The organism is Agriterribacter sp., from assembly GCF_035445465.1.
In the GTDB taxonomy this organism is placed as follows: Bacteria; Bacteroidota; Bacteroidia; order Chitinophagales; family Chitinophagaceae; genus Agriterribacter.
This window is the reverse complement of sequence record NZ_DAOMQT010000036.1, coordinates 1-22,004: the sequence shown is the minus strand read 5'-3', so window position 1 is coordinate 22,004 and position 22,004 is coordinate 1. Positions and strand designations below refer to the sequence as shown.

Below are 22,004 nucleotides of genomic sequence, written 5' to 3'. Positions count from 1 at the left end.
AATTTATAAATGTTTAAAATAAAAATTATGATAGCAGAGATGCGTAAAGTATTAATAAGCGGTTTAGCATTGGGCTTAATGATTGCCGGCTGTAATACGCAGGCTAATCAACAAAAATCCCGTACGGTAACATTCAGCAAACAGGTGCTTAGCAAAGATTTCGTTAGCGAAGGCGCTGCCGTTGGAGATGTAAATAAAGATGGCAGAATAGATGTGATAGCCGGTGCTTTCTGGTTTGAGGCGCCGGACTGGAAAAAGCATGAGATAGCAAAGCCGGAAAAATACGTGGTAGGAGTGGGTTACAGCAATTCATTTTTGAATTTCAGCATGGATGTAAACCAGGACGGGTGGATTGACCAGGTACGGATTGATTGGCCGGGGAAAACAGCGGTATGGCATGAGAACCCTCAGAATAAGCCCGGGCATTGGCCCGTGCATGTTATCCATACATCGGTAGGCAATGAGGCGCCGTTGTTTGTTGACGTAGATGGCGATGGCAGGAAAGATATTGTGTGCAACGATCCTGAAAAGAAGCAGATCATCTGGCTGCAATCGCCGCAAAAAAAGGGTGATACCACCTGGGTGCTGACAGTAATAGATGGTAATGAAGGGATACCCGGCACGCATATGTACACCCATGGATTGGGCTATGCCGATATCAACGGTGATGGAAGAAAAGATGTGCTGATCAGCAAGGGATGGTGGGAAGGGCCTTCAGACCCTAAACAGCCCAACTGGACGTTTCATGCTGCGGACCTGAGCGAAGATTGCGCACAAATGTATGTGATGGATTTAAATGGTGACGAACTGGCGGATATCATCAGTTCTTCTGCGCACAATTACGGTATATGGTGGCATGAACAGCAAAAAGATGCCAACGGGAATATTACATTTACACATCATCACATTGATTCCAGCTTTTCGCAGAGCCATAGTCTGGCATTGGTGGATGTTAATGGTGATGGGCATCCGGACCTTGTTACCGGTAAAAGATACTTCGCGCACAACGGCGGAGATCCCGGTGCACATGAACCCGCGGTATTGTATTGGTTTGAATATAAACCGGGGAAAACACCTGCATGGATAAAACATGAAGTGGATAATGACTCCGGCTCCGGTTTGAACCTTGTGGTGGAAGATATTAATGGCGATAAACTGCCCGATATTATTGTATCTAATAAAAAAGGAGTGTATGTTTTTTTGCAGAAAAAGTAAAGCTACTTGCAAAGCAGTCTGTCCTTCTTATATTTACAAACAATATTCAATGTCGTTTAGTTAGTATTGGGGGGCTACCAAAAAGTAATATTTAGCCACCAAGCCACAAAGAAATAGAAGCGTGAAAAGCATCACTTTGTGTCTTTGTGCCATATCTTTAAACTAAACCTTTTGGTCAGCCTCGGCGAGCCGCCATGGTTGGTGTCTTCACCAACCGCTTAACTGAATGACATTGAATCAACATTCACTAATTAAATATTTGATTCATGAGATTTGGTATCAACACGTTTTTATTTACCTCTCCTTTTACCACAGAAAGCATTTCGTTATTCCCCCAGTTTAAAAAATGGGGATTTGATTCCGTTGAAATTGCGCTGGAAGACGCATCGCATATAGACCCGGTTACTGTGAAAAAGGCATTGGATGATAACGGGCTGGTGTGTGGTTCTATTTGCGCTGCCATGGGCGGCGGACGTGATCTGCGGGGCACTGCCGAAGCGCAGAAAGGAGCGCTGGATTATTTAACAGCGGTAATTGACCTGTCTCCTGTATTGGGTCATCCTACGTTAATCGGACCTTTGTATTCAGAAGTTGGGAGAGCAGACTTGGTTGCTCCGGAAGATTATAAGCAGCAATGGGATACCGTTGTAAAGCATTTGCGTACGCTGGCTGCACATGCAGGCCAACTCAATGTTAAGCTGGCTATTGAACCACTTAACCGTTTTGAAACCGACTTTATCAATACCTGCGACCAGGCGCTAAAGATGGTGAATGATGTTAATGAGAAGGCGCTGTTGATGCACTTAGATACTTTTCACATGAATATTGAGGAAAAAGACTCCGCGAAAGCAATATTGAAAGCGGGTAATAAGCTGGGACATTTTCATGCCTGCGGGAGCGACAGGGGCACACCCGGCAATGATCACATTAACTGGACGGGCATATTCGACGCGTTAAAACAGGTAGATTATGATGGTGATGTAGTCATCGAATCCTTTACGCCCGCTATTGAGATCATTGCACGGGCGGCATGCATCTGGAGGGAGATGGAGCCTTCAAAAGAAAGCATAGCCATTGAAGGCGTGAAGTTTTTAAAGAAGCAACAGGAAGCTGCTGCCGCCAGGTAAGTTTTCCAGATGAAATATTTTAAATAAAAGGCAGTTGGAATAATGTTTCAACTGCCTTTTTCTGTTTGCCGCTTGTAGTGCACGCAGGTTCAGTCATAATGTTCCTATACGTTTTATCCATGCATAGCAACAGTGCTTTTGGTTTCTTTTTTTGCACATGCTCAGGAAGGTACAGGATGAAATTATGCTGTATTGCTGCTACCTTCAGCGCTGAAGGGAACGACTGCTATTGTTATTCCCGCACATCAAAAAACTGATGAAGCACTTACAAATGAAAAAAAGATTATTACCCGCATTGCTCCTTTGCGCTATTGCTTGTGGAACAGCAAATGCCCAGTTGCCGCCTGTATTTAACCAAACCCGGCAGGCACAATCCACCGAAACAGTAATCCGTTACCTGTCGCCGGTTAAAATTTTATGGCAAACAGAGAATGCTCCGGCAAACATTAAAAATGAGCAGAGACTGCTGAAGCCGGGGAACGGCCAGGCTGATCTTTCCAACAAAGATATGTGTGTGCTTAAAAGCGATGCAAAAATAAAACCCGCCTTATTGTTCGATTTTGGCAGGGAATTGCACGGCGGACTACAAATAGTAACCGGCATGTTCCCAGGTGAAAAGCCCATTAAGTTACGGGTACGTTTTGGAGAATCGGCCAGCGAAGCAATGAGCGATATTGAGCCTAAGCAAAACGCCACCAATGATCATGCTATGCGCGATATGATCGTGGAAGTACCCTGGCTGGGCAAGCTGGAAGTAGGCAATACAGGGTTTCGTTTTGTACGCATTGACCTGCTTGATGAAAATGTAGAATTGCAGCTAAAAGAAGTGCGTGCCATTTTTGTGTTTAGGGACATTCCTTATCTCGGATCATTCAACAGCAGCGATACTTTGCTGAATAAAATATGGATGACTGGTGCTTATACCGTGCACCTGAATATGCAGGATTATTTGTGGGATGGCATCAAACGAGACAGGCTGGTTTGGGTGGGCGATATGCATCCCGAAACCTCTACGATCAGTGCCGTTTTCGGCAATAACGAAGTGGTGCCTAAGAGCCTTGATCTGTCGCGCGATATAACCCCGCTGCCCGGCTGGATGAACGGCATCAGCACTTATTCCATGTGGTGGATCATTATTCACCGCGACTGGTATTATCATAACGGCGACTTAAAATACCTGCAACAGCAAAAGGACTACCTTGTAAAATTGCTGGACTACATCATTACCAAAATTGATAAGGACGGTAAAGAACAATTGGACGGCACCCGGTTTTTAGACTGGCCTTCGAGCGAGAATAAAAAAGGCGTGGATGCCGGTTTACAGGCCATGATGGTGTGGTCGTTAACTGCAGGTGCAGAGTTGTGCAAAATTTTAAATGAACCGGCAACTCAAAAAAATTGCGAAGCCGCTGTTGGCCGTTTAAAGAAATACATTCCCGATCATAATCATTCAAAACAGGGGGCGGCGCTTATGGCGCTTACAGATTTGATGCCGGCCGCAAAGGCCAATGAAGAAGTGCTGGCGGTGAACGGCGCACACAATTTTTCTACTTTTTATGGATACTACATGTTACAGGCTAAAGCAAAAGCGGGCGATTACCAGGGTGCTTTAGATGCCATCAGGGAATATTGGGGCGCGATGCTGAACCTCGGCGCAACCTCGTTTTGGGAAGATTTTAATTTGGATTGGCTGCCCAATGCATCGCGTATTGATGAATTGCCAAAACCCGGGCAAAAAGATATTCATGGCGATTATGGCGCCTATTGCTACATCGGCTTCAGGCACAGCTTAAGTCATGGCTGGGCAAGCGGGCCTACACCGTGGCTAACCGAACATGTGCTGGGCATTAAAGTACTGGCTCCGGGTTGTAAGGTAATAGCAATACAACCCCGGCTGGGCGATCTGCAATTTGCAGAAGGAAGCTTTCCCACACCCTATGGTTTGGTTAAAGTAAAGCATGTGAAACAGCCAAACGGGAAAGTGGTTACTACAGTAGATGCACCTAAAGGCATAAAGGTGATACGCATGTAGTTTCGTTTCACTTTTACTGTTTCACTTCCCGCAAAATTAATCACAAAATGAAAACAGTTGCAATACAATAAACTAAATTTAGTCTTTAACGCCTGTTATAAAAAAGAAGCCCATGAAACAATCCATCTTCAACCGGCGACGGTTTATAACAACCGGCTCTAAAGCTGCCGCGGGCATAGCCCTGTTTTCATCATTAGCCGACAAGTCAATTGCTTTGACGCAGAATAAGCCCGGGATCAGGTTTTCGGTGATCAGTATCAACCATTCTCATATATACGGTATGGTTGATGCGGTAACAAGGGGAGGCGGGCAATTGGTTTCTTTTTATGCCAAAGAACCTGATCTGGCGGCTGCTTTTGCAAAAAGGTATCCGCAGGCAAAGTCTGCCCGTAATCAAAAAGAAATACTCGAAGACAATACTGTACAACTCATCCTCAGCTCCGGTATACCTGTGGAACGCGCCCCGTTAGGCATTGAAGTGATGCGGCATGGGAAAGACTACCTGGTTGATAAGCCCGGCATTACCACGCTGGAGCAACTTGAGGCGGTACGCCGTGTGCAAAAGGAAACCCAAAGGCTGTATACGATCATGTATAGCGAGCGGTTAGAGAACCGGGCAACGGTAAAAGCGGGTGAGCTGGTGAAAGCCGGCATCATAGGCAATGTTATTCAAACCATCGGTACGGGTCCACACCGCATGAATCCCGCATCAAGACCGGAATGGTTTTTTGATAAAAAATATTTTGGCGGTATTATTACCGATATCGGCTCACACCAGTTTGACCAGTTTTTATTTTTTACGGGTTCCACCAAAGCGGATATTATTGCTGCGCAGGTGGGCAATGTGCATTACCCCCAGTACCCGCAGTTTGAAGATTTCGGTGATGTAATGATAAGAGGCAACAATGGCACAGGATACATCCGTGTGGATTGGTTTACACCTGATGGATTAAACTCATGGGGAGACGCGAGACTCACCATTCTTGGTACAGAAGGATACATTGAAATTCGTAAAAATATTGATATTGCCGGGCGTGAAGGTGGCAATCATCTTTTTCTTGTAAACCAGGCAGCAACCCGCTATGTTGACTGTAGCAAAGATCCCCTTCCTTTCGGCGAATTGTTTGTGAATGATGTCATCAACCGTACGGAAACGGCTATGCCGCAGGAGCATTGTTTCCTTGCCACTGAACTGGCATTGAAAGCGCAGAAAAATGCGCAGAAGCTGGATTTTAAAAAGTGAATATTAGCGTTTTGAAAAGCGCGCGAAGCTGTCTTAAAACAGCGAGTATCCATTTCCGTTACTACAAGGGAACAGCATATAATCTGCTACAAATAGTAATGCTACATTGTGTAATGGTAAACCATTAAGTATTAATATAGGTATTGTTGTAAGAAAGCTAATGCCAACGGTATACTATTGTTGGCATATGTTCAGTAACATACGTATTTACCATTAGTATGCATTTATTATAGTGAAGATTTGGTCCGCCACTTTGTGCCATAGGTAGTATCACGGGCTGCTTTCTAGCCAAAGAGCAGCATGCTACAGGATGCAACATGGAGGTACAGGACGGGCATGCAAATTAATGGTTTTACTTTCAATAAATGTTTTAGAAACACTTATTTTATTTCTTACATTATTCCAAAATTAATTGCTATGCCAAAACAAAAGCCTCCGGTTAAAAATCCGAATACTTCTTAGTTAGTACATGAAATAGATACCTGTTTACATATACCCCGTTCAGGGTGTTTTAGTAAGATTGATCATCCCTGTTTTCAAAAATGAGAAGGCGGATACAGATCGGGAATTTTACTACCAGAGATCTATTGCCCTTCATTAACTACATATCGGACCAAAACAATTTTCACTTTACTTCAAAAAATTGCTATGCAACAAAAAACAATTTCTTACATCAAATGTTTTTCAACCTTCCTGGTTGTAACATTCTTTTCATTGCACACGCTTGCCCAGCAGCAAACCATTACCGGAACGGTAACGGATGCAGGTTCTTCTGACGGCTTGCCGGGCGTAACGGTTTCCGTTAAGGGAACCAATGTAAGCACACAAACAGATGCTGGCGGCAGATTTTCCATAAATGCAGGAACGGGTAAAACGCTTGTTTTTTCATTTGTAGGCTACGAAACCAAGGAGATAGGCATTGATGGCCGCAACTCCATAAGCATAAGCTTGACTGCCGGTACGAAAGGCCTGGAAGAAGTAGTTGTGGTGGGCTATGGTAATCAGCTCAGGAGACAGGTAACAGGATCTGTACAAAACATACGTGCAGAGGAATTTAAAGATATACCCGTTTCGCAGATGACCCAAAAGCTGCAGGGGCGTTTGGCCGGTGTGCAAATTAATCAAACAACAGGCAAACCGGGGCAGGGTATGTCGGTTAGAATCCGCGGACAATTATCAGTCTCTGCAGGAAGCGATCCTTTATATGTAGTGGATGGTTTTCCATGGACCGGCAATATTTCTGCTTTAAATCCGGACGAGATTGAAAGTATTGCCATTTTAAAAGATGCTGCATCTACCTCATTATACGGCTCGCGTGCCGCTAACGGAGTAGTACTGGTTACTACCAGAAAAGGAAAAAGCGGACGAACCAGTATTAGTTTAAACACCTATGCGGGAATACAGGAAGTGCCGATGCGGGGCAGAATTAAAATGATGGATGCTGTGGAGTTTGCCCAGTTTAAAAAGGAATATTATGAAGATGAAGGGTTGCCTGTGCCGGGAGAGTTTCAAAATCCCCAACAATATGCTGGTAAAAATAATGATTGGTACGATGCCTTACTTCGTAAAGCTCCGTTGTACAGCTATAATCTGATGTTATCTTCAAGCACTGATAAAGTAAACACCTCTGTTGTAGCAGGTATTTTTGATCAGCAGGGCGTAGTACTGAATAATGCATATAAGAGATATTCTTTGAGAATGAACACCGATTACAAGGTATCGGATCAGGTAAAGATTGGATTTAATGTGGCCCCTTCCTATATATTTGATAACACGCCGCGCACAGACGGGGATCGCGGAACGGGCGTTTTGTTCAATGCATTGCATACCTGGCCCATCATGCCTATATATGATAATAACGGGCAATTAACATTGTATAATACTTTCCCGGCAAGTACCGGTAATATTTTTAATTACCCTAACTGGGTAAGGGCCGCTGAAGAGCTGACAAATGAGACCAAAACAATTAATTTATTAGGTAACGCATACGCGCAGTATGAACCAATAAAAGGACTTACTTTAAAATCAACAGTAAATCTCGAATATCAAAGCAATCGCTTTTTCTTTTTTAATCCCTCCACTGCAACGAGTGCGATAAATGTTTCAGTGCCAACGACCGCAGTTTCCATCCGGCAAAGCTGGGAGAATGTAAATTTTCTGAATGAAAACCTGGTCACTTACAATAAGGACATTGGTGATCATAGCTTTGAAATTCTGGGAGGATTTACCAACCAGCGGTATCGTCAAAACGGACAAAGGATACAGGCGGATACTTATACAGACGACAGGCTTCCCACCATTCAGGGCGCTTTAAATATAAGCAGGGGAGGCACTAATAATTTTATAAATGAATGGACACTGGCTTCTTTCCTGTCAAGAATTTCCTATAACTATAAAGGAAAATACCTGCTCACTGCAGCTATACGTTCAGATGGTTCTTCCCGTTTTGGCTCCAATAACAGGTGGGGAACTTTCCCTTCAGTGTCTGCCGGATGGGTATTTAGCGATGAAGCATTTATGCAAGATCAAAATACCATCTCATTTGGTAAAATACGCGCCAGCTACGGTGTAATTGGTAATAATAACATTGGTAATTATACACAATATGCACTTGTTAATAATACCGTGAACACTGTGTTTGGAAATTCCGTTGCTACCGGAGCAGCGGTAACATCATTAGCAAACCCTGCTTTAGGCTGGGAAACGACAGCTCAGTATGATATTGGTTTAGATTTAGGATTTTTTAATGACAGGGTACAGCTAACCTATGATTATTATCAGAAAAGCACAACGAACCTGCTCTATAGTGTACAGGTTCCGCAGGAATCAGGGTTCGGCAGCTTTAATGATAATATTGGCGAAATAAAATTCTGGGGTCACGAATTGGCAGTAACTACCCGGAACATGGTAGGGAAATTGAAATGGACTACCAATGCAAATATTTCATTTAACCGAAACAAGGTAATATCCCTGGCAGATGGTATTGACAGGGTATATGGAACATTTCACATAACACAGGTAGGAAAACCATTCGGCCAGTTTTACGGACTTGTAGCCCAGGGGGTGTATATGAATCAGGATGATTTAGATAAATCTCCTCAAATCCCGGGACGCTCTGTTGTGGGTAGTATTAAGGTCAAAGATGTAAACAACGATGGCATAATTACCTACGGAGGCAATGAGGATGACCGTACCATTATCGGTAATCCTTTTCCGGATTTTATTTACGGTATTACAAATACTTTACAATACGGCAACTTTGATTTTTCCATTATTGGTTCAGGTTCCAAGGGTAATCAACTCCTGGTTCGTCATCTCTATAGTACCGCCAACCTGGATGGCGTATTTAATTTGGTGGAAGAAGTTAAATACAGGTTTCGTTCTCCGGAAAACCCTGGTAAGGGCCGATTTGGAACAACAGTTGGCGGTGGGCAAATAACAGGCGTTGAGAGAGACTGGATGAACAGTAATTTCATAGCTAACGCTTCGTATTTCTCTATCAGGAATATCACTTTAGGGTACAATTTTAATTTTAAAGAAAAGAGCCCTGTTAAATCTGCAAGATTATATGCTTCTGTTCAACAGGTGTACACGTTTACTGATTATTGGGGCGGACCAAATCCTGAAACCAGTGCGCAGGGGAATGGTGACGGAGACGGGGGCAATCTAAGCCAGGGACTTGACCTGTCAAACTATCCCGTTCCGCGTACTTACACGCTTGGAATTAATGTAAACTTTTAAATAACTATTTCTTAGAGACTAAATTAATAGATATGAAAGCAAAAATATTTTTTTTAGTGTTAATGAGCATGGGTTTTGCTTCCTGCGAAAAGTATCTGGACGTTCCTCCTGAAACCAGCTTAAGCTCTACTACTTTTTTTCAGAAAGAAGCCGATTTTCAGCAGGCCGTCAACGCTGCTTATGTACCCTTACGTTCAATATTTAACAACCATAACTGGGTGCTGGCAGAATTACATTCTGACAATACGTACTACGCTCGTAATGTTGCATTTGGGAATGAAGAACAAACCCAAAATGTTGCCGATTTTAATATTCCCACTAACCAGGGCATTACAACCAACACCCGGGTAAGAGATTTATACCGCTTATATTATCAGGTAATAGCCCGCAGCAACCAAATACTGGCAACAATTGATGAGGTTGAATTTGATGCAGATTCAAAAAATAACCTGAAAGGCCAGGCATTATATTTAAGAGCTTTTTCTTATTTCGATTTGGTGCGTTTTTTTGGCTCTGTGCCTATACATCTTGAGCCTGTTATTGACAGGGCCGGTGCTGCGTTACCCCTTGCAACGACGGAGGAACTGTATATACAGATAGAGAACGATGCAAAGGAAGCCGCCAACCTGCTTAAGCCAAAATCGACGCAGGAACCCGGAAGAGCTACCTCCGGATCTGCAAAAACAGTGCTGACCAATCTGTATATTGAGCAGAAGAGATGGAAAGATGCTGAAGATATGGCCAAGTCTATAATTGACAGTGGCGAGTACAGCTTAATTCCTGAATATGAAAATGTATTCTCAACTTCCACCGGTAATAAAAATAACAGTGAATCCATATTTGAGATCCAGTATATGGAAGGCTCTGCAGGATACCAAAGCAATTTTATATACGCCTTTATTCCAAGGCCTATTCTCGCTTCTGAAGTTGCCACTATATTCGGTCCTACACAGAATCAGCAGGGCATATCGGTTGAAGGAAAAAATATACCTACGCCTGATCTGATTGCCGCTTACGAGCCTGATGATGAACGTAAAGATGCTTCTATTGGCTATGTTACACTTTCAGGAAGCTTGTGGGCGCCTAAAACATATCCTTATACAAAAAAGTATGCAAAGCCTCATGCACTAGATAACAACACAGGCATTAATTGGCCTGTTTACCGTTATGCAGAAGTATGCTTATTTTATGCAGAAGCACTGAATGAACAGAATAAACCCGGTGATGCCGCCACATATCTTGACAAGGTTCGTAACCGCGCAGGATTGGGCAATACAACAGCCACTTCTCAAGCTGATATGCGGGAAGCGATTTTTAAGGAAAGAAGAGTGGAGTTGGCTTTTGAAAATAAAAGATGGCATGATATCAGGAGAACTGACAGGATACAGGAAATAATCGCACCCCACGGACAGAAAATTAAATCAAACCCTTTTAATTATTATTTTCCCGAAGGATATGAGCCACCCAGCGATGCGTTCACAAATCTTGACCCATACTACGGTCTCCCTGCTGATGAGTCGGCACTAACACCTAATTTTTAATTTGTTTAAACAATATATGACCCATTTTCAAAAATGATAAAAAACATTAAACAGTAAACTCCGTTTTGGGGCCGTTAACTGTAAGTCCGGTGAAGATCATGGAAGCTGATCTCGCCGGGCTTTTATTTTTAGCTTTCCGGCCACCAGGCTGCAAGGAGCGCTTAACAGTCATGATCGTACAATACAAACCATACGGTAAAGGATGGATATATAATGCATGTTGAATATATTGCCTGCCATTGAAAATACCAGGCGGGTAATTGCACCAGGATGCGCTTGCATTGTACCGAGTAATGGTAATCCGTGAAACTTTCATTAATAATCATTATTTTTCCATCACACATATTAAACGGTTAGGATGACTGAAAAAAAGTACTGTGTATTTCTTTTACTGGTCGCATATATCATTTTTACCGGTTGCAGCAGTGCAAAAACGGCAACCACGGTTAATGAGCCATTACCCGTAATTTTTGAAACCGATATGGGCAATGACATTGATGACGCCCTGGCGCTGGATATGCTGTATAAGTATGCCGATCAGAAAGTGGTTAAGCTGCTTGCGGTGAGCTCTAATAAAAATAATCCCTTATCTGCTGTATATGTTGATATCATGAATACCTGGTACGGCTACCCGAAGGTACCGGCTGGAAAAGTAGTAAATGGCGCAAACTCGGAAAACGATGCCGTTAATTATACCCGGGTGGTAGCCGGTTACCTGCCTGCTTTCAAAAGAACAATGAAAGACACTGCTGCTTACCCGGAATCGGTAAATCTTTACCGCCGGATATTATCGAAAGTTGCTGATCATTCCGTTGTTATTATTTCTGTTGGGTTTTCAACCAACCTGGCCAGGCTGCTCAATTCGCCCCCGGACAGGTATACAAATTTGAGCGGAAAGGAGCTTGTGGCAAAAAAGGTAAAATTTTTATCGGTAATGGCGGGAAGTTTTGAAGGAAAGAAAATGAAAGAGTATAACGTGATTAAAGATGTGCCTGCCGCCCGGGAACTTTTTAAGGAATGGCCAACCGAAATAGTGGTCAGTCCTTTTGAAGTGGGTGAGCAGATCAGGTACCCGTCAACAAGCATCCTCAATGATTTTAGCTGGGCAGCCCATCATCCCATGGTGATTGCTTATAAAAGTTATGCAAAAATGCCCTACGATCGTCAAACCTGGGATTTAACTGCTGTGTTATACGCTGTGGAAGGTGCAAAGGATTATTTTAGTGTGAGTGAGCCGGGTACTATTGAAGTGATGGCTGATGCATTCACTTCTTTTAACCCCGGCACAAATGGGAAACACCACTATTTAAAAGTAAATGCTGAGCAGGCAGAGAGGGTAAAAAGAAGATTTATTGAACTTATTACAACCCCTCCGGCAGCATTGAAATAAAAATGCAGAAGTTAGCTGTTATTACTATTAATTTAAAAAGCATGTCCAGATACCAGAACCTCACTACGTTGGATGAATTCACTATTCAGCAGCTTCGTTTATTTCCGCATGCCACCGGGGAATTATCAGGTTTGCTCCGAGGCATAGGTTTGGCCGCCAAGCAGGTAAACCTTGAAATAAATAAAGCGGCCCTGGCAGATATATTGGGTGCGGAAGGAAGCATCAATATCCAGGGAGAAGTAGTGCAGAAATTAGATGTATATGCCAATAATGTTTTTATTAATGTATTGCGATCCGGGATCAATTGCGCCGGTATTGTTTCCGAAGAGAACGAGGAGATGGTTGTGTTTGATGATGCCAAAAGCAACCAGTCGAAATATGTGCTGCTCATGGACCCGGTAGATGGTTCCGGAAATATTGATATTAATATTTCCATAGGGAGTATATTCAGTGTTTATCGCCGTGTTTCCGAACTGGGTAAACCGGCTATATTGGAAGATTTCCTGCAGCAGGGTACAAAACAAGTTGCGGCGGGCTATGTCATTTACGGCTCATCTACCATACTCGTGTATGCAACCCGCAGGGGAGTGAACGGGTTTACTTTAGACACCGCTATCGGCGAGTTTTACCTTAGCCATCCCAATTTGAAAATGCCTTCGCACGGCCCTTTTTATTCATTCGACAACCGTTATTATAACCAGGTGGATCAGAAGCTGAAGAACTATGTGGATTTTTGTATCTCCGCTACGGAAAATAAGAACGGGCCCTATTCCAACCGCTATTATGGTTGTATGGTGGCCGATATTCACCGTAATTTATTAAAGGGCGGAATATTTTTTTATCCGCAGGTAATGGGCAAGCCCAATGGCAAGCTCAGGCTGTGCTACGAATGCAATCCGATGGCTTTTATAACGGAAGTGGCTGGTGGTAATGCGACCAATGGAAAACAACGGATACTGGATATACAACCTGAACATATTCACCAGCGCAGCCCTTTGTTTATTGGCTCAAAGGAAATGATGGAGGATCTGCAAAGATTTTTGCAGTAATATTTCTTTATAGATCATTTATGCACTCCTATTAACTTTATCTAATGCACACTATTTCCATTTTTTTGGATTCACTTGTATCTGTTCTTTTTGCCCTGTACCTGTTTGTTATTGTTATAAGGATGTTTGCTCTCGTGCGGCTATCCCGCTTTTTTGGTAAGTATGCCCATATTACGCCCGCAAACGAAGCGCCCGATGATGTTACTTTCACTGTATCTTATAGCTGGGCTAATTTCCTGTCGCCTGTTCCGGGAATTACCATAAAGATCCGCCGTTCTTCGGCAAAAGACTCGTTGCATAACGACTGGCACGGATGGTTTACATCTAACATTATTTTCCTGTATTATTTCAAAGGGCGGTATGAACTGGATAATCCCGTTCCCGGTGAAGCGTATGGCTGGCATCATCTCTACCTGTTTGATAAGCCGGATACCCGGATCATCATGAATCTTTTTCATCTGAAAGATAATAAGCAGATCATTTCGGATGAAGGATATTATATTGTGAAGAAATAAATTAAGCAGTTTACATTAATGAGTCCTGTATACCTGCTGCGTGCAGAAAATATATCAAAATCCTTTCCGGGTGTTAAGGCACTCGATAATGTGCAACTGCATGTTGAAAAAGGAAAAGTGCATGCGGTTATGGGAGAAAACGGCGCGGGGAAATCTACCTTAATGAAAATCCTGATCGGCATGTATGCGCCCGATGCGGGACAAATTATTTACAAGGGGCAACCCATCACTTTTAACTCCGTGCACGATGCGCTTAAGGCAGGCTTTTCCATGATCCACCAGGAACTGCTGCCTTTCCCGGAGCTGAGCGTGGCGGAAAATATTTTTATGGGCAATGAGCCCACTATAGCTATTCCCGGGTGGATCAACCGTAAAAAAAGAAATAAGGATGCACAGTTGCTTGTTGATCAATTAGGATTACGGATAAATGTTACCCGGCGTATGAAGACGCTCAGCGTAGCGGAAATGCAGATGGTTGAAATTGCCAAAGCGCTATCCAATAAAGCGGAAGTTATTATTATGGATGAGCCCACTTCGGCGCTGTCCGACAGGGAAACCGCCATGCTGTTTGATATGATCCGTGATCTGAAACGGCAGGGCATTGCTGTTATTTACATTTCACATAAAATGGATGAAATATTGCGCATCGCGGATACCATATCGGTTATGCGTGACGGTAAGTATATCGCCACGCATCCGGCAGGCGCAATAAGCAACGAAGGACTGATCTCACTGATAGTTGGAAGGGAATTGAATGCCATTTTTGAAAAAAGAAATGTTATACTCGGAGCAATAGCTTTGTCGGTTGAGGGTTTAACCGGCGAAAAATTTAGGAGCATTAATTTTTCTGTACGCCAGGGTGAGATATTGGGCATAGCGGGGCTGATGGGAGCAGGACGAACGGAAATTGTAAACGCGATATTTGGACTGGACAAAATGTATAAAGGAACGATTGCTGTAAAGGGCAAGCCTGTTACCATTCGTTCGCCAAAGGATGCTATACGTTATGGAATAGGACTGATTACTGAAGACCGGAAGAGCACCGGGCTTGTGCTGTCGGGAACGGTGAAGCATAATATTACACTGGCTGCATTAAAAAGCTGCTGCAAGGGCCCGTTTATTGAAATGCAACAAGAGCGTAGCATTGCAGAGCAGCAAATTCAGCGGTTCGCTATTAAAACACCATCCGGGAACCAGGTAGTAAATTTTTTAAGTGGTGGCAACCAGCAAAAAATTGTGCTGGCAAAGGTATTGCTCAATGATCCGGATATTATTATTCTTGATGAACCCACAAGAGGTATAGACATTGGCGCTAAAGCAGAGATATACAGGCTTATGAATGACCTGGCAGCAAAAGGAAAAGCGATCATCATGATCTCCTCCGAACTGCCGGAAATACTGGGCATGAGCGACAGGATAATAGTAGTTCATGACGGCAGTATAAAAGCCGAATTGACCGGCGCTGAAGCCACGCAGGAAAAGATTATGCAATATGCGATGATGTGAGTCAGGTAAAGGAAGAATAAGTATCAATTTTTAAAGAAATGTTTTTCTGCAGCCTTGATTTTTTTTGTTACTTTTTTGCATCAGGGTAAAAAAGTAAAAGTTTAAATATTCAAAAATGAACCTGACGAAAATAAAATCATCATCCGGCTACTTCTCTAAGTACGGCATTTTCATAGCTCTTCTAACCATATGCATCATACTGTCTGTTGCCACGCCCTATTTTTTTACGGCGCAGAATATCCTGATCGTATTACGGCAGGTATCCATTAACGGTATACTGGCCATCGGCGTTACTTTTGTTATTATAGCCGGAGGCATTGATCTTTCCCTGGGCTCGGTGCTGGCATTAACCGGAGTTGTTGCCGCCAGTTTTGCCCATCCCGGCACCTATGCGCTCATTGTTCCGGTTATGCTGGGTATACTCACCGGAGTTATTATCGGCGCCATTAACGGGTTAACCATTACGCTGGGAAAGGTTGCACCGTTCATTGTTACATTGGGTATGATGACGATAGCAAGAGGGCTGGCATTGGTATGGAGCGATGGAAGGCCGGTTACGAACCTGTCGCCCGCTTTTAATTATATTGGCGGCGGCGATTTCCTGCATATTCCTGTGCCTATATTGTTGTTTGTGCTGGTGATCATTGTTTCGGCTGTAATTTTAAACTATACCCGTATCGGCCGTTACATTTACGCGGTAGGCGGCAATGAAAATGCCGCAAGAGCTTCGGGCATACGGGTAAGCGGGGTGAAGCTTTTTGCTTATATGATGTGCAGCGGTCTGGCCGGACTGGCGGGCATTATCCTTGCTTCGCGCATAACCACGGGTCAGCCCAATGCGGGCATCGCATATGAGCTGGATGCCATTGCGGCCGTAGTGATCGGGGGCACCAGCTTATTGGGTGGAAGGGGAAGCATTGCCGGAACAGTGGTTGGCGTATTGATCATAGGTGTGATCAACAACGGCCTGGATCTGCTAAACGTAACATCCTACTACCAGCAGATCATTAAAGGTGTGATCATTGTTGGCGCGGTACTGCTCGACAGGAAGAATGCGCAGTAGAAGAGACACTTGTATTCGACAACCATTCGTGCATTCGTGGCTGGGAAAGGGGTTGCCACGAATGCACGAATGTGGTAGCTGTTCATTGGACTTGTGTGCTTATTCATACAAGATAATGACCGGATCAGAGTATTATCCTTTTATAACTCAATTTTAATTCTCCGAAGTTGACAATCAATGCTAATTTGCTGCCCGAAACTTTTAAATAGTTGATAGCCCGGGATACGAATTCATCTGTAATACCCGAACAGCCTTTTACTTCCAGAATAATGTTGTCATAAACAACAAAATCAGCATAGAACTTATGAGGTAATATAGCTCCCTTATAATTTACATCATACATTTTTTCCCGTTCAAAAGGAATGTCTTCTTTCAAAAATTCATAGGTTAAAGCATCTTTGTATACAATCTCCAAAAAACCGGCTCCAAGGTTGTTGTGTACCTCCATGCATATTCCAATGATCTTATAGCTCTCTTCTTTAAAAAAAATTTCTGGCATTTTTACAGGTTTATGACTTTAAAGTTATAACTCAATTTTATATATAAGGACATTCTGTACATTTCACAACAGAAGCTGCCTGTTATACTTAAAATTCATTCGCGCATTCGTGGCTGGAAAAGGGGCTGCCACGAATGCCCGCCTGAACGGACGGGCAGGCACGAATAATGCACAACTGCTATTTGGGGTCATTCGTTTATTCGTGGCTGAAAATCATAAAAAATACATACCTTACCTCCCTTCAAAAAACAACAACAGGTCATATGAAATTTTGTACAATTTTTTCTGTAATTATAGCGGGAGCTATCCTTTCAGGATGTAACCGGGGCGGCAATAAAGATGGAGAAAAGGGCATCGTCATCGGCGCTTCCATGCTCAGCCTGCAGTCTGAATTTGTGGTGAATGTAAAAGACGCTATGGAAGATCATGCCAAAGAGAAAAACGTGAAGCTGGTTGTAAATGACGCGCAGCGCACGGCCGACAGGCAGGTGCAGCAGGTAGAAACCTTCATCTCGCAAAAGGTAGACGCCATCATCCTCAACCCATGCGAAGTGGAAGCCAGCTCACCCGCTATTGAAAAAGCCAAAGCGGCAGGTATACCCGTTATTAATGTAAATTCTGAAACGGCCGCTGCGCCCGATGGATTTGTAGGCTCCCGCGATGAGGAAGCCGGTGAAATAGCCATGGAGCAAATCGCTAAGCTGCTGAACGGGAAGGGTAATGTAGTGATGATAGAAGGCTATATGGGCCAGGCAGCACAGATCAAAAGATCGGCCGGTGCAAAAACGGTGCTTGGTAAATACCCCGGCATACATATCCTGGCGCAGCAAACGGCGGATTGGGACAGGGCAAAGGGAATGAGCCTAATGGAAAACTGGATACAAAGCTATGGCGATAAGATCAATGCCGTATTTGCCCACAACGATGAAATGGGCATGGGGGCCTTGCAGGCATTGGAGCAGTCTAAATTAAAGAACAAGGTTAAAGTAGTGAGCATTGATGCCATAGCCGATGCGTTGCAGGCGGTGAAAGACGGCAGATTAGATGCTACGGTTTACCAGGATGCCAAAGGGCAGGGCGCAGGAGCCATTGATATGGCCATACAACTGGTAAAGAAGGAACCGGTGGAAAAGAAAGAAATCTTCATCCCGTTTCAATTGGTAACGAAGGAAAATGTGGATACTTTTTTGAAATAAAGCATACGATCATTAAATGACCCCCATGTCTAAGTCAACTCCCAATAATATGCTGCTACATCGCCGTAATTTCCTCAGTATAGCTGCGCTTGCCGGAGCAGGAATGGCTTTGAGCCCGCGTTTTGCATTTGCGGGGGAACCTGTTAGTGACCGCAAGATCCGTATAGGCATTGTGGGCGGCAGGTTCGGCGCCGGCTTTTATTTTCATGAACATCCCAACTGTATTGTTGAGGCGGTAAGCGATTTGCGTACCGACCGCAGGGAAGTGCTGCAAAAAACATACAACTGCAAAAAGTCGTATGAATCGCTGGAACAACTGTTGTTGGATAAAAACATTGAGGCGGTATTCATCGCCACAGGTGCGCCCGACCATGCCCGTCATGTGCTGGCTGCACTGCATGCCGGCAAGCATGTATTGTGCGCCGTGCCTGCGGCCATGACGCTGGAAGAATGTGCATCGTTACGTGATGCCGTAAAACGCACAGAACTTACCTATATGATGGCGGAAACCACTGTTTATCGCCAGAATACCATCTCCGTAAAAAAAATGTACCACGAGGGAAAGTTTGGTAATATTTTCAGTGCCGCGGCGGAATACAATCACCCGGGGCTGGAAGTGCTTTTTTGGGAAGATGGAGTACAAACATGGCGGCATGGATTTCCACCGATGCATTATCCTACCCACTGTACCGCTTTTTTAATTGCGGTAACCGGCGAGCGCCTTACAGAAGTGAGCGGCATGGGCTGGGGTGATGGCAGCCCATTGCTGAAAGACAATCCATATAATAACCCGTTCTGGAATGAAACCGCTTTCTTTAAAACCAATAAAGGTAATCCTTTTAGGGTGGAAGTAAACTGGCGTGGTGCTTTAAGAGGCGTGGAACGCGGTGAATGGCGCGGTGATAAGATGAGCTTTTTCTCCGCGCTGCAGGAAGGGCAGGAGCACACGATTGTTCATGCGGCAGATACGATAGGGCGTGATGATGCCGGCTTTCAGCACAAAGAAGCTACCATAGAAACATATAAGCAACCCCAATGGTGGCAAACGGATATGTTGCCTCAATCGCTGCGCCACAACAGCGGACACGATGGTTCTCATACTTTTATTACCCATGAATTTATTGATGCATTGATCAACAGCCGCAATCCTGAAGTAAATATTCATGAGGCATTGGCCTATACCGCGCCGGGTATTGTTGCCCACCAGTCGGCATTAAAAGGCGGGGAATGCATGAAAGTGCCGGGGTTTGATTAGGAGGGAGCTGGATGATGCGGTGTAGCGATTATGATCAATTGCAAAGCAATCCGGGATTTTTTAGAATTCAAAACCCAGTAAAAGCAAAAAACCCCGGTACAGCCGGGGCTTTGATATGTTTGTCTGTCGTCTGCTATTCATTGGCTCCTCCGAATGTGTAAGATAAGCCAAGGTGAAAGCCTCCTACTTTAATTTTGGGGGATTCCCCACCATCCTCATCCGCTATGCTTGTAAGCCCGAGGTTATATCTGGCGCCTATTCCCAGCCCGTTCGAAAGCTTGTACCCGGCGCCAAAGCCCCAGGAAAAATTAATTTTTTTGAAGCCATCTTTTATGTCAACCGAGTTGCCGTCTGCCGAAAGTTTAGCGCTTGTTAAAAAACCAACCTGTGGTCCTGTTTCAGCATAAAAGCCGGAAGGATTATTGTATTGAGCAAGCACCGGTATGTTAACATAGTCTGTTTTGAAATGCACACTTTCCCCCTGGGCTTTGTAAGTAGTCCCTTCCAGGGAATACAGCACTTCCGGCTGAAGACTGAACATTTCGCTGAGTTGGATGTTTACCAGGCCGCCCCCTGCGAAGCCAACTTTATATTTTGGAGATATACCCTCCATCTTAGCGTCGGAACCTGAAAAGGTGGTAAAATTTGCCCCGGCTTTTATCCCGTATTTTATTTGTGCCTGAATGGCAAATCCAATAAAGGTAAACACTGATAGAATAAAGACTTTTTTCATAATGATATTAGTTTTAGCATATAACGTATCAGTTAAAATATATTGTGGCATTATCTGGAATAACGAGGCAATCAATACGTATTTACGTTATCTCAATTTTTTTTGATTATCCCGAATCAAGCCTTTTCAGTTTCCTTCCGTCATTCTGTGGCAGTAAAGGTCGCTTTCCATGGGTGTTAATTACAATGTAAAATAATATTTGTGAAAGCTTGTTGACAAGTGTAACTTTACAATATGCAATAGCGATGGAAATGGTTATAGAATGATAAAAACAATAAAACACAAAGGATTGCGGCTATTGTGGGAGGAGGCTAAACCTAATAAATTGCCTTCCGATCTTGTTTCCAGGATAGAGCGTATGCTTGAAGTTATAGATTCAGCAAATGATGTTCCGCAGGATTTTGGGACATTTCAGAACTGGAATATACATAAGTTGACAGGAGAGCTAAGAGATTATTGGAGTGTGAAGGTTAATAGGAACTATCGCATTATATTCCGCTTTGATGGCCACCATGCTTATGACCTTGATTATATAGATTACCATTAAAAGGAGAATGTTATGTTAAAAAGGAAAATGAGAGTTATTCATCCGGGTGAGGTATTGAGGGAAGAGATAATAGAAGCCAAAGGGCTTACTATTACTGAAACTGCCCGGTTACTTGGTGTTACAAGGACAAATCTGTCTAATATCGCCAATGAAAAATCTGATATAAGCCCGGAAATGGCTTATCGTATCGCGTTGGTTTTCGGAGGAACAGCAGAGATATGGGCAAATTTACAAACGAAGTATAATCTGCACGAAGCTGCACAAAAGGTTAAAGCTTTTAAACTTAAACCATACCGCCCTGGCAGCAGCAAGACTGTTCGTGCTTAACCACAATTCTATATCTGATCCTATAAGTTTTAATCAGGGAACAAACTAAGACACCAACAGGGTCGTACATAAAAGAATTTCGTGGATAGAACCGTCTACAGCTTATACAATACCCCCGCCACCGCCGCCCCAACAGCCGTATTTAAAAAATTCACTGCATTATTGTTCAGCAGGCCTTTGTTTTCCAAAGTTAGCCCCAGTATGGAATCAACTGCATTGCCCGCTGTGCCGGCAATAATGATAACCAGGAAATGCTGCGCATTCCAACCGGTGCCCAAAACATATATTAAAGCAATAATAATGCTTCCGATAATGCCATAAATGCTTCCCTGAAGGCTCACCGCGCCATTAGCACCACGTTGCATTTTTCGGAAAGTGAGCATGTGATAGTAGCTTTTGCCATAAACATTTCCTAATTCCGATGACAGCGTATCCGCAGTGGCAGCAGAAAAACACCCCGCGATCATCAGGTACAGTACTTCGGCCGCCTCCGGGTTGTATTTCGCCAGCAAAGCCAGGATAGCGGCCGCGCCGGCATTGGCAAAAACCTGTCCTGTATTTCTTTCCCCATTACCGCTTTCAGCCAATCCATCCTTCATTTTTGCACTGACTTTCCATCCCGTAGCGCTTACACCCAGAATAAAAAAGGCCGCTAATAATCCTATACCTGTAAAACCTGCTCCTATAAAAATAATAACCGACAGCAAGCCTCCTGTGAGCGCTGCCGCAACCGTTAATTTTTTTTTCAGCATGCTGATCAGCATGCCTGCTGTTATGATGATAAAAGCTGCCAGGTAAGATGCATTCATGAAGCACAAATTATAACAATAAACATAAAGGATACCCGCTTCATATCCTTTATGTTTAGTCGATAGGAGTGTGCTTACGACTGTTGAAAATTGTTATCAGGTGCAGGGGTTTTCTTACCGAACAGGTTTCCCAAACCAAAATTTTCATCTATGAATTTCATGCCTTTTTCTTTCCATGCTTTTTTTTGTTCCGGGGTCATTTTAGAAAACCGGTAA

The 22,004-nt window shown here is 43.6% G+C and carries 18 protein-coding genes; 15 read left to right on the top strand and 3 right to left on the bottom strand.

The annotated features are described in order from the left end of the window. Nucleotides 1–27: 27 nt before the first annotated feature. The 11 genes from PLE34_RS15555 to PLE34_RS15505 all read left to right on the top strand — a co-directional run bounded on the left by PLE34_RS15555 (nt 28) and on the right by PLE34_RS15505 (nt 16,422). On the top strand, nt 28–1,215 hold the full coding sequence (locus PLE34_RS15555) for an FG-GAP repeat domain-containing protein (RefSeq protein WP_324558431.1): 1,188 nt from the start codon (nt 28–30) through the stop codon (nt 1,213–1,215). A 266-nt stretch (nt 1,216–1,481) separates the two neighbouring features. Beyond that, nucleotides 1,482–2,342 (top strand): sugar phosphate isomerase/epimerase family protein, encoded by an 861-nt coding sequence (locus PLE34_RS15550; protein ID WP_324558430.1) that lies wholly within the window; start codon nt 1,482–1,484, stop codon nt 2,340–2,342. A 271-nt stretch (nt 2,343–2,613) separates the two neighbouring features. Further along, nucleotides 2,614–4,374, top strand: a complete 1,761-nt coding sequence (locus PLE34_RS15545) for an alpha-L-rhamnosidase-related protein (protein WP_324558428.1) — start codon at nt 2,614–2,616, stop codon at nt 4,372–4,374. A gap of 112 nt (nt 4,375–4,486) precedes the next feature. Further along, nucleotides 4,487–5,617 (top strand): Gfo/Idh/MocA family protein, encoded by a 1,131-nt coding sequence (locus PLE34_RS15540; RefSeq protein WP_324558427.1) that lies wholly within the window; start codon nt 4,487–4,489, stop codon nt 5,615–5,617. 648 nt (nt 5,618–6,265) lie between these two features. Then, nucleotides 6,266–9,358: a SusC/RagA family TonB-linked outer membrane protein gene (locus PLE34_RS15535; RefSeq protein WP_324558426.1), complete on the top strand. Its 3,093-nt coding sequence runs from the start codon at nt 6,266–6,268 to the stop codon at nt 9,356–9,358. 32 nt (nt 9,359–9,390) lie between these two features. After that, nucleotides 9,391–10,899 (top strand): RagB/SusD family nutrient uptake outer membrane protein, encoded by a 1,509-nt coding sequence (locus tag PLE34_RS15530; protein ID WP_324558425.1) that lies wholly within the window; start codon nt 9,391–9,393, stop codon nt 10,897–10,899. Nucleotides 10,900–11,257: 358 nt separating this feature from the next. Then, the gene (locus tag PLE34_RS15525) at nt 11,258–12,289 is read left to right on the top strand and encodes a nucleoside hydrolase (RefSeq protein WP_324558423.1); all 1,032 of its coding nucleotides are present in this window, start codon (nt 11,258–11,260) and stop codon (nt 12,287–12,289) included. A gap of 41 nt (nt 12,290–12,330) precedes the next feature. Continuing rightward, complete coding sequence (gene fbp, locus PLE34_RS15520) at nt 12,331–13,338, top strand: class 1 fructose-bisphosphatase (RefSeq protein WP_324558421.1); 1,008 nt, start codon at nt 12,331–12,333, stop codon at nt 13,336–13,338. Nucleotides 13,339–13,382: 44 nt separating this feature from the next. Further along, nucleotides 13,383–13,853: a hypothetical protein gene (locus PLE34_RS15515; protein WP_324558419.1), complete on the top strand. Its 471-nt coding sequence runs from the start codon at nt 13,383–13,385 to the stop codon at nt 13,851–13,853. Between the two features lie 18 nt (nt 13,854–13,871). Further along, entirely contained in the window at nt 13,872–15,359 is a 1,488-nt protein-coding gene (locus PLE34_RS15510; protein WP_324558418.1) for a sugar ABC transporter ATP-binding protein, read from the top strand. A gap of 115 nt (nt 15,360–15,474) precedes the next feature. Further along, nucleotides 15,475–16,422 (top strand): ABC transporter permease, encoded by a 948-nt coding sequence (locus tag PLE34_RS15505; RefSeq protein WP_324558416.1) that lies wholly within the window; start codon nt 15,475–15,477, stop codon nt 16,420–16,422. Between the two features lie 124 nt (nt 16,423–16,546). Here the strand turns inward: PLE34_RS15505 and PLE34_RS15500 are convergent, their stop codons facing one another. Next, on the bottom strand, nt 16,547–16,921 hold the full coding sequence (locus PLE34_RS15500; RefSeq protein ID WP_324558414.1) for a GxxExxY protein: 375 nt from the start codon (nt 16,919–16,921) through the stop codon (nt 16,547–16,549). Between the two features lie 263 nt (nt 16,922–17,184). Between PLE34_RS15500 and PLE34_RS15495 the strand changes: the two genes are divergently transcribed. Continuing rightward, a complete protein-coding gene (locus PLE34_RS15495) occupies nt 17,185–18,117 on the top strand; it encodes a sugar ABC transporter substrate-binding protein (protein ID WP_324558412.1) in 933 nt (310 codons plus the stop codon). A 25-nt stretch (nt 18,118–18,142) separates the two neighbouring features. After that, nucleotides 18,143–19,372: a Gfo/Idh/MocA family protein gene (locus tag PLE34_RS15490; protein ID WP_324558410.1), complete on the top strand. Its 1,230-nt coding sequence runs from the start codon at nt 18,143–18,145 to the stop codon at nt 19,370–19,372. Nucleotides 19,373–19,505: 133 nt separating this feature from the next. Here PLE34_RS15490 and PLE34_RS15485 read toward each other — a convergent pair whose 3' ends face one another. Further along, nucleotides 19,506–20,105, bottom strand: coding sequence for a porin family protein (locus PLE34_RS15485; RefSeq protein WP_324558408.1), 600 nt, complete (start codon nt 20,103–20,105; stop codon nt 19,506–19,508). A 262-nt stretch (nt 20,106–20,367) separates the two neighbouring features. Between PLE34_RS15485 and PLE34_RS15480 the strand changes: the two genes are divergently transcribed. Next, nucleotides 20,368–20,652 carry a type II toxin-antitoxin system RelE/ParE family toxin gene (locus tag PLE34_RS15480; RefSeq protein WP_324558407.1) on the top strand — a complete coding sequence of 95 codons (285 nt, stop codon included), beginning with the start codon at nt 20,368–20,370 and terminating at the stop codon, nt 20,650–20,652. A 12-nt stretch (nt 20,653–20,664) separates the two neighbouring features. Continuing rightward, complete coding sequence (locus tag PLE34_RS15475) at nt 20,665–20,979, top strand: HigA family addiction module antitoxin (protein ID WP_324558406.1); 315 nt, start codon at nt 20,665–20,667, stop codon at nt 20,977–20,979. Nucleotides 20,980–21,074: 95 nt separating this feature from the next. On the opposite strand, the gene PLE34_RS15470 is transcribed toward PLE34_RS15475, so the two are convergent. Beyond that, nucleotides 21,075–21,788, bottom strand: coding sequence for a DUF92 domain-containing protein (locus tag PLE34_RS15470; RefSeq protein ID WP_324558404.1), 714 nt, complete (start codon nt 21,786–21,788; stop codon nt 21,075–21,077). Nucleotides 21,789–22,004: the final 216 nt, after the last annotated feature.

Excerpts from the sequence above, each read along its gene's own strand:
- fbp (WP_324558421.1), top strand. The coding sequence starts at position 12,331 with ATGTCCAGATACCAGAACCTCACTACGTTGGATGAATTCACTATTCAG.
- PLE34_RS15510 (WP_324558418.1), top strand. The coding sequence starts at position 13,872 with ATGAGTCCTGTATACCTGCTGCGTGCAGAAAATATATCAAAATCCTTT.
- PLE34_RS15475 (WP_324558406.1), top strand. The coding sequence starts at position 20,665 with ATGTTAAAAAGGAAAATGAGAGTTATTCATCCGGGTGAGGTATTGAGG.
- PLE34_RS15515 (WP_324558419.1), top strand. The coding sequence starts at position 13,383 with ATGCACACTATTTCCATTTTTTTGGATTCACTTGTATCTGTTCTTTTT.
- PLE34_RS15535 (WP_324558426.1), top strand. The coding sequence starts at position 6,266 with ATGCAACAAAAAACAATTTCTTACATCAAATGTTTTTCAACCTTCCTG.
- PLE34_RS15555 (WP_324558431.1), top strand. The coding sequence starts at position 28 with ATGATAGCAGAGATGCGTAAAGTATTAATAAGCGGTTTAGCATTGGGC.
- PLE34_RS15545 (WP_324558428.1), top strand. The coding sequence starts at position 2,614 with ATGAAAAAAAGATTATTACCCGCATTGCTCCTTTGCGCTATTGCTTGT.
- PLE34_RS15495 (WP_324558412.1), top strand. The coding sequence starts at position 17,185 with ATGAAATTTTGTACAATTTTTTCTGTAATTATAGCGGGAGCTATCCTT.
- PLE34_RS15480 (WP_324558407.1), top strand. The coding sequence starts at position 20,368 with ATGATAAAAACAATAAAACACAAAGGATTGCGGCTATTGTGGGAGGAG.
- PLE34_RS15550 (WP_324558430.1), top strand. The coding sequence starts at position 1,482 with ATGAGATTTGGTATCAACACGTTTTTATTTACCTCTCCTTTTACCACA.
- PLE34_RS15500 (WP_324558414.1), bottom strand. The coding sequence starts at position 16,921 with ATGCCAGAAATTTTTTTTAAAGAAGAGAGCTATAAGATCATTGGAATA.
- PLE34_RS15490 (WP_324558410.1), top strand. The coding sequence starts at position 18,143 with ATGTCTAAGTCAACTCCCAATAATATGCTGCTACATCGCCGTAATTTC.
- PLE34_RS15540 (WP_324558427.1), top strand. The coding sequence starts at position 4,487 with ATGAAACAATCCATCTTCAACCGGCGACGGTTTATAACAACCGGCTCT.
- PLE34_RS15525 (WP_324558423.1), top strand. The coding sequence starts at position 11,258 with ATGACTGAAAAAAAGTACTGTGTATTTCTTTTACTGGTCGCATATATC.
- PLE34_RS15530 (WP_324558425.1), top strand. The coding sequence starts at position 9,391 with ATGAAAGCAAAAATATTTTTTTTAGTGTTAATGAGCATGGGTTTTGCT.
- PLE34_RS15485 (WP_324558408.1), bottom strand. The coding sequence starts at position 20,105 with ATGAAAAAAGTCTTTATTCTATCAGTGTTTACCTTTATTGGATTTGCC.
- PLE34_RS15470 (WP_324558404.1), bottom strand. The coding sequence starts at position 21,788 with ATGAATGCATCTTACCTGGCAGCTTTTATCATCATAACAGCAGGCATG.
- PLE34_RS15505 (WP_324558416.1), top strand. The coding sequence starts at position 15,475 with ATGAACCTGACGAAAATAAAATCATCATCCGGCTACTTCTCTAAGTAC.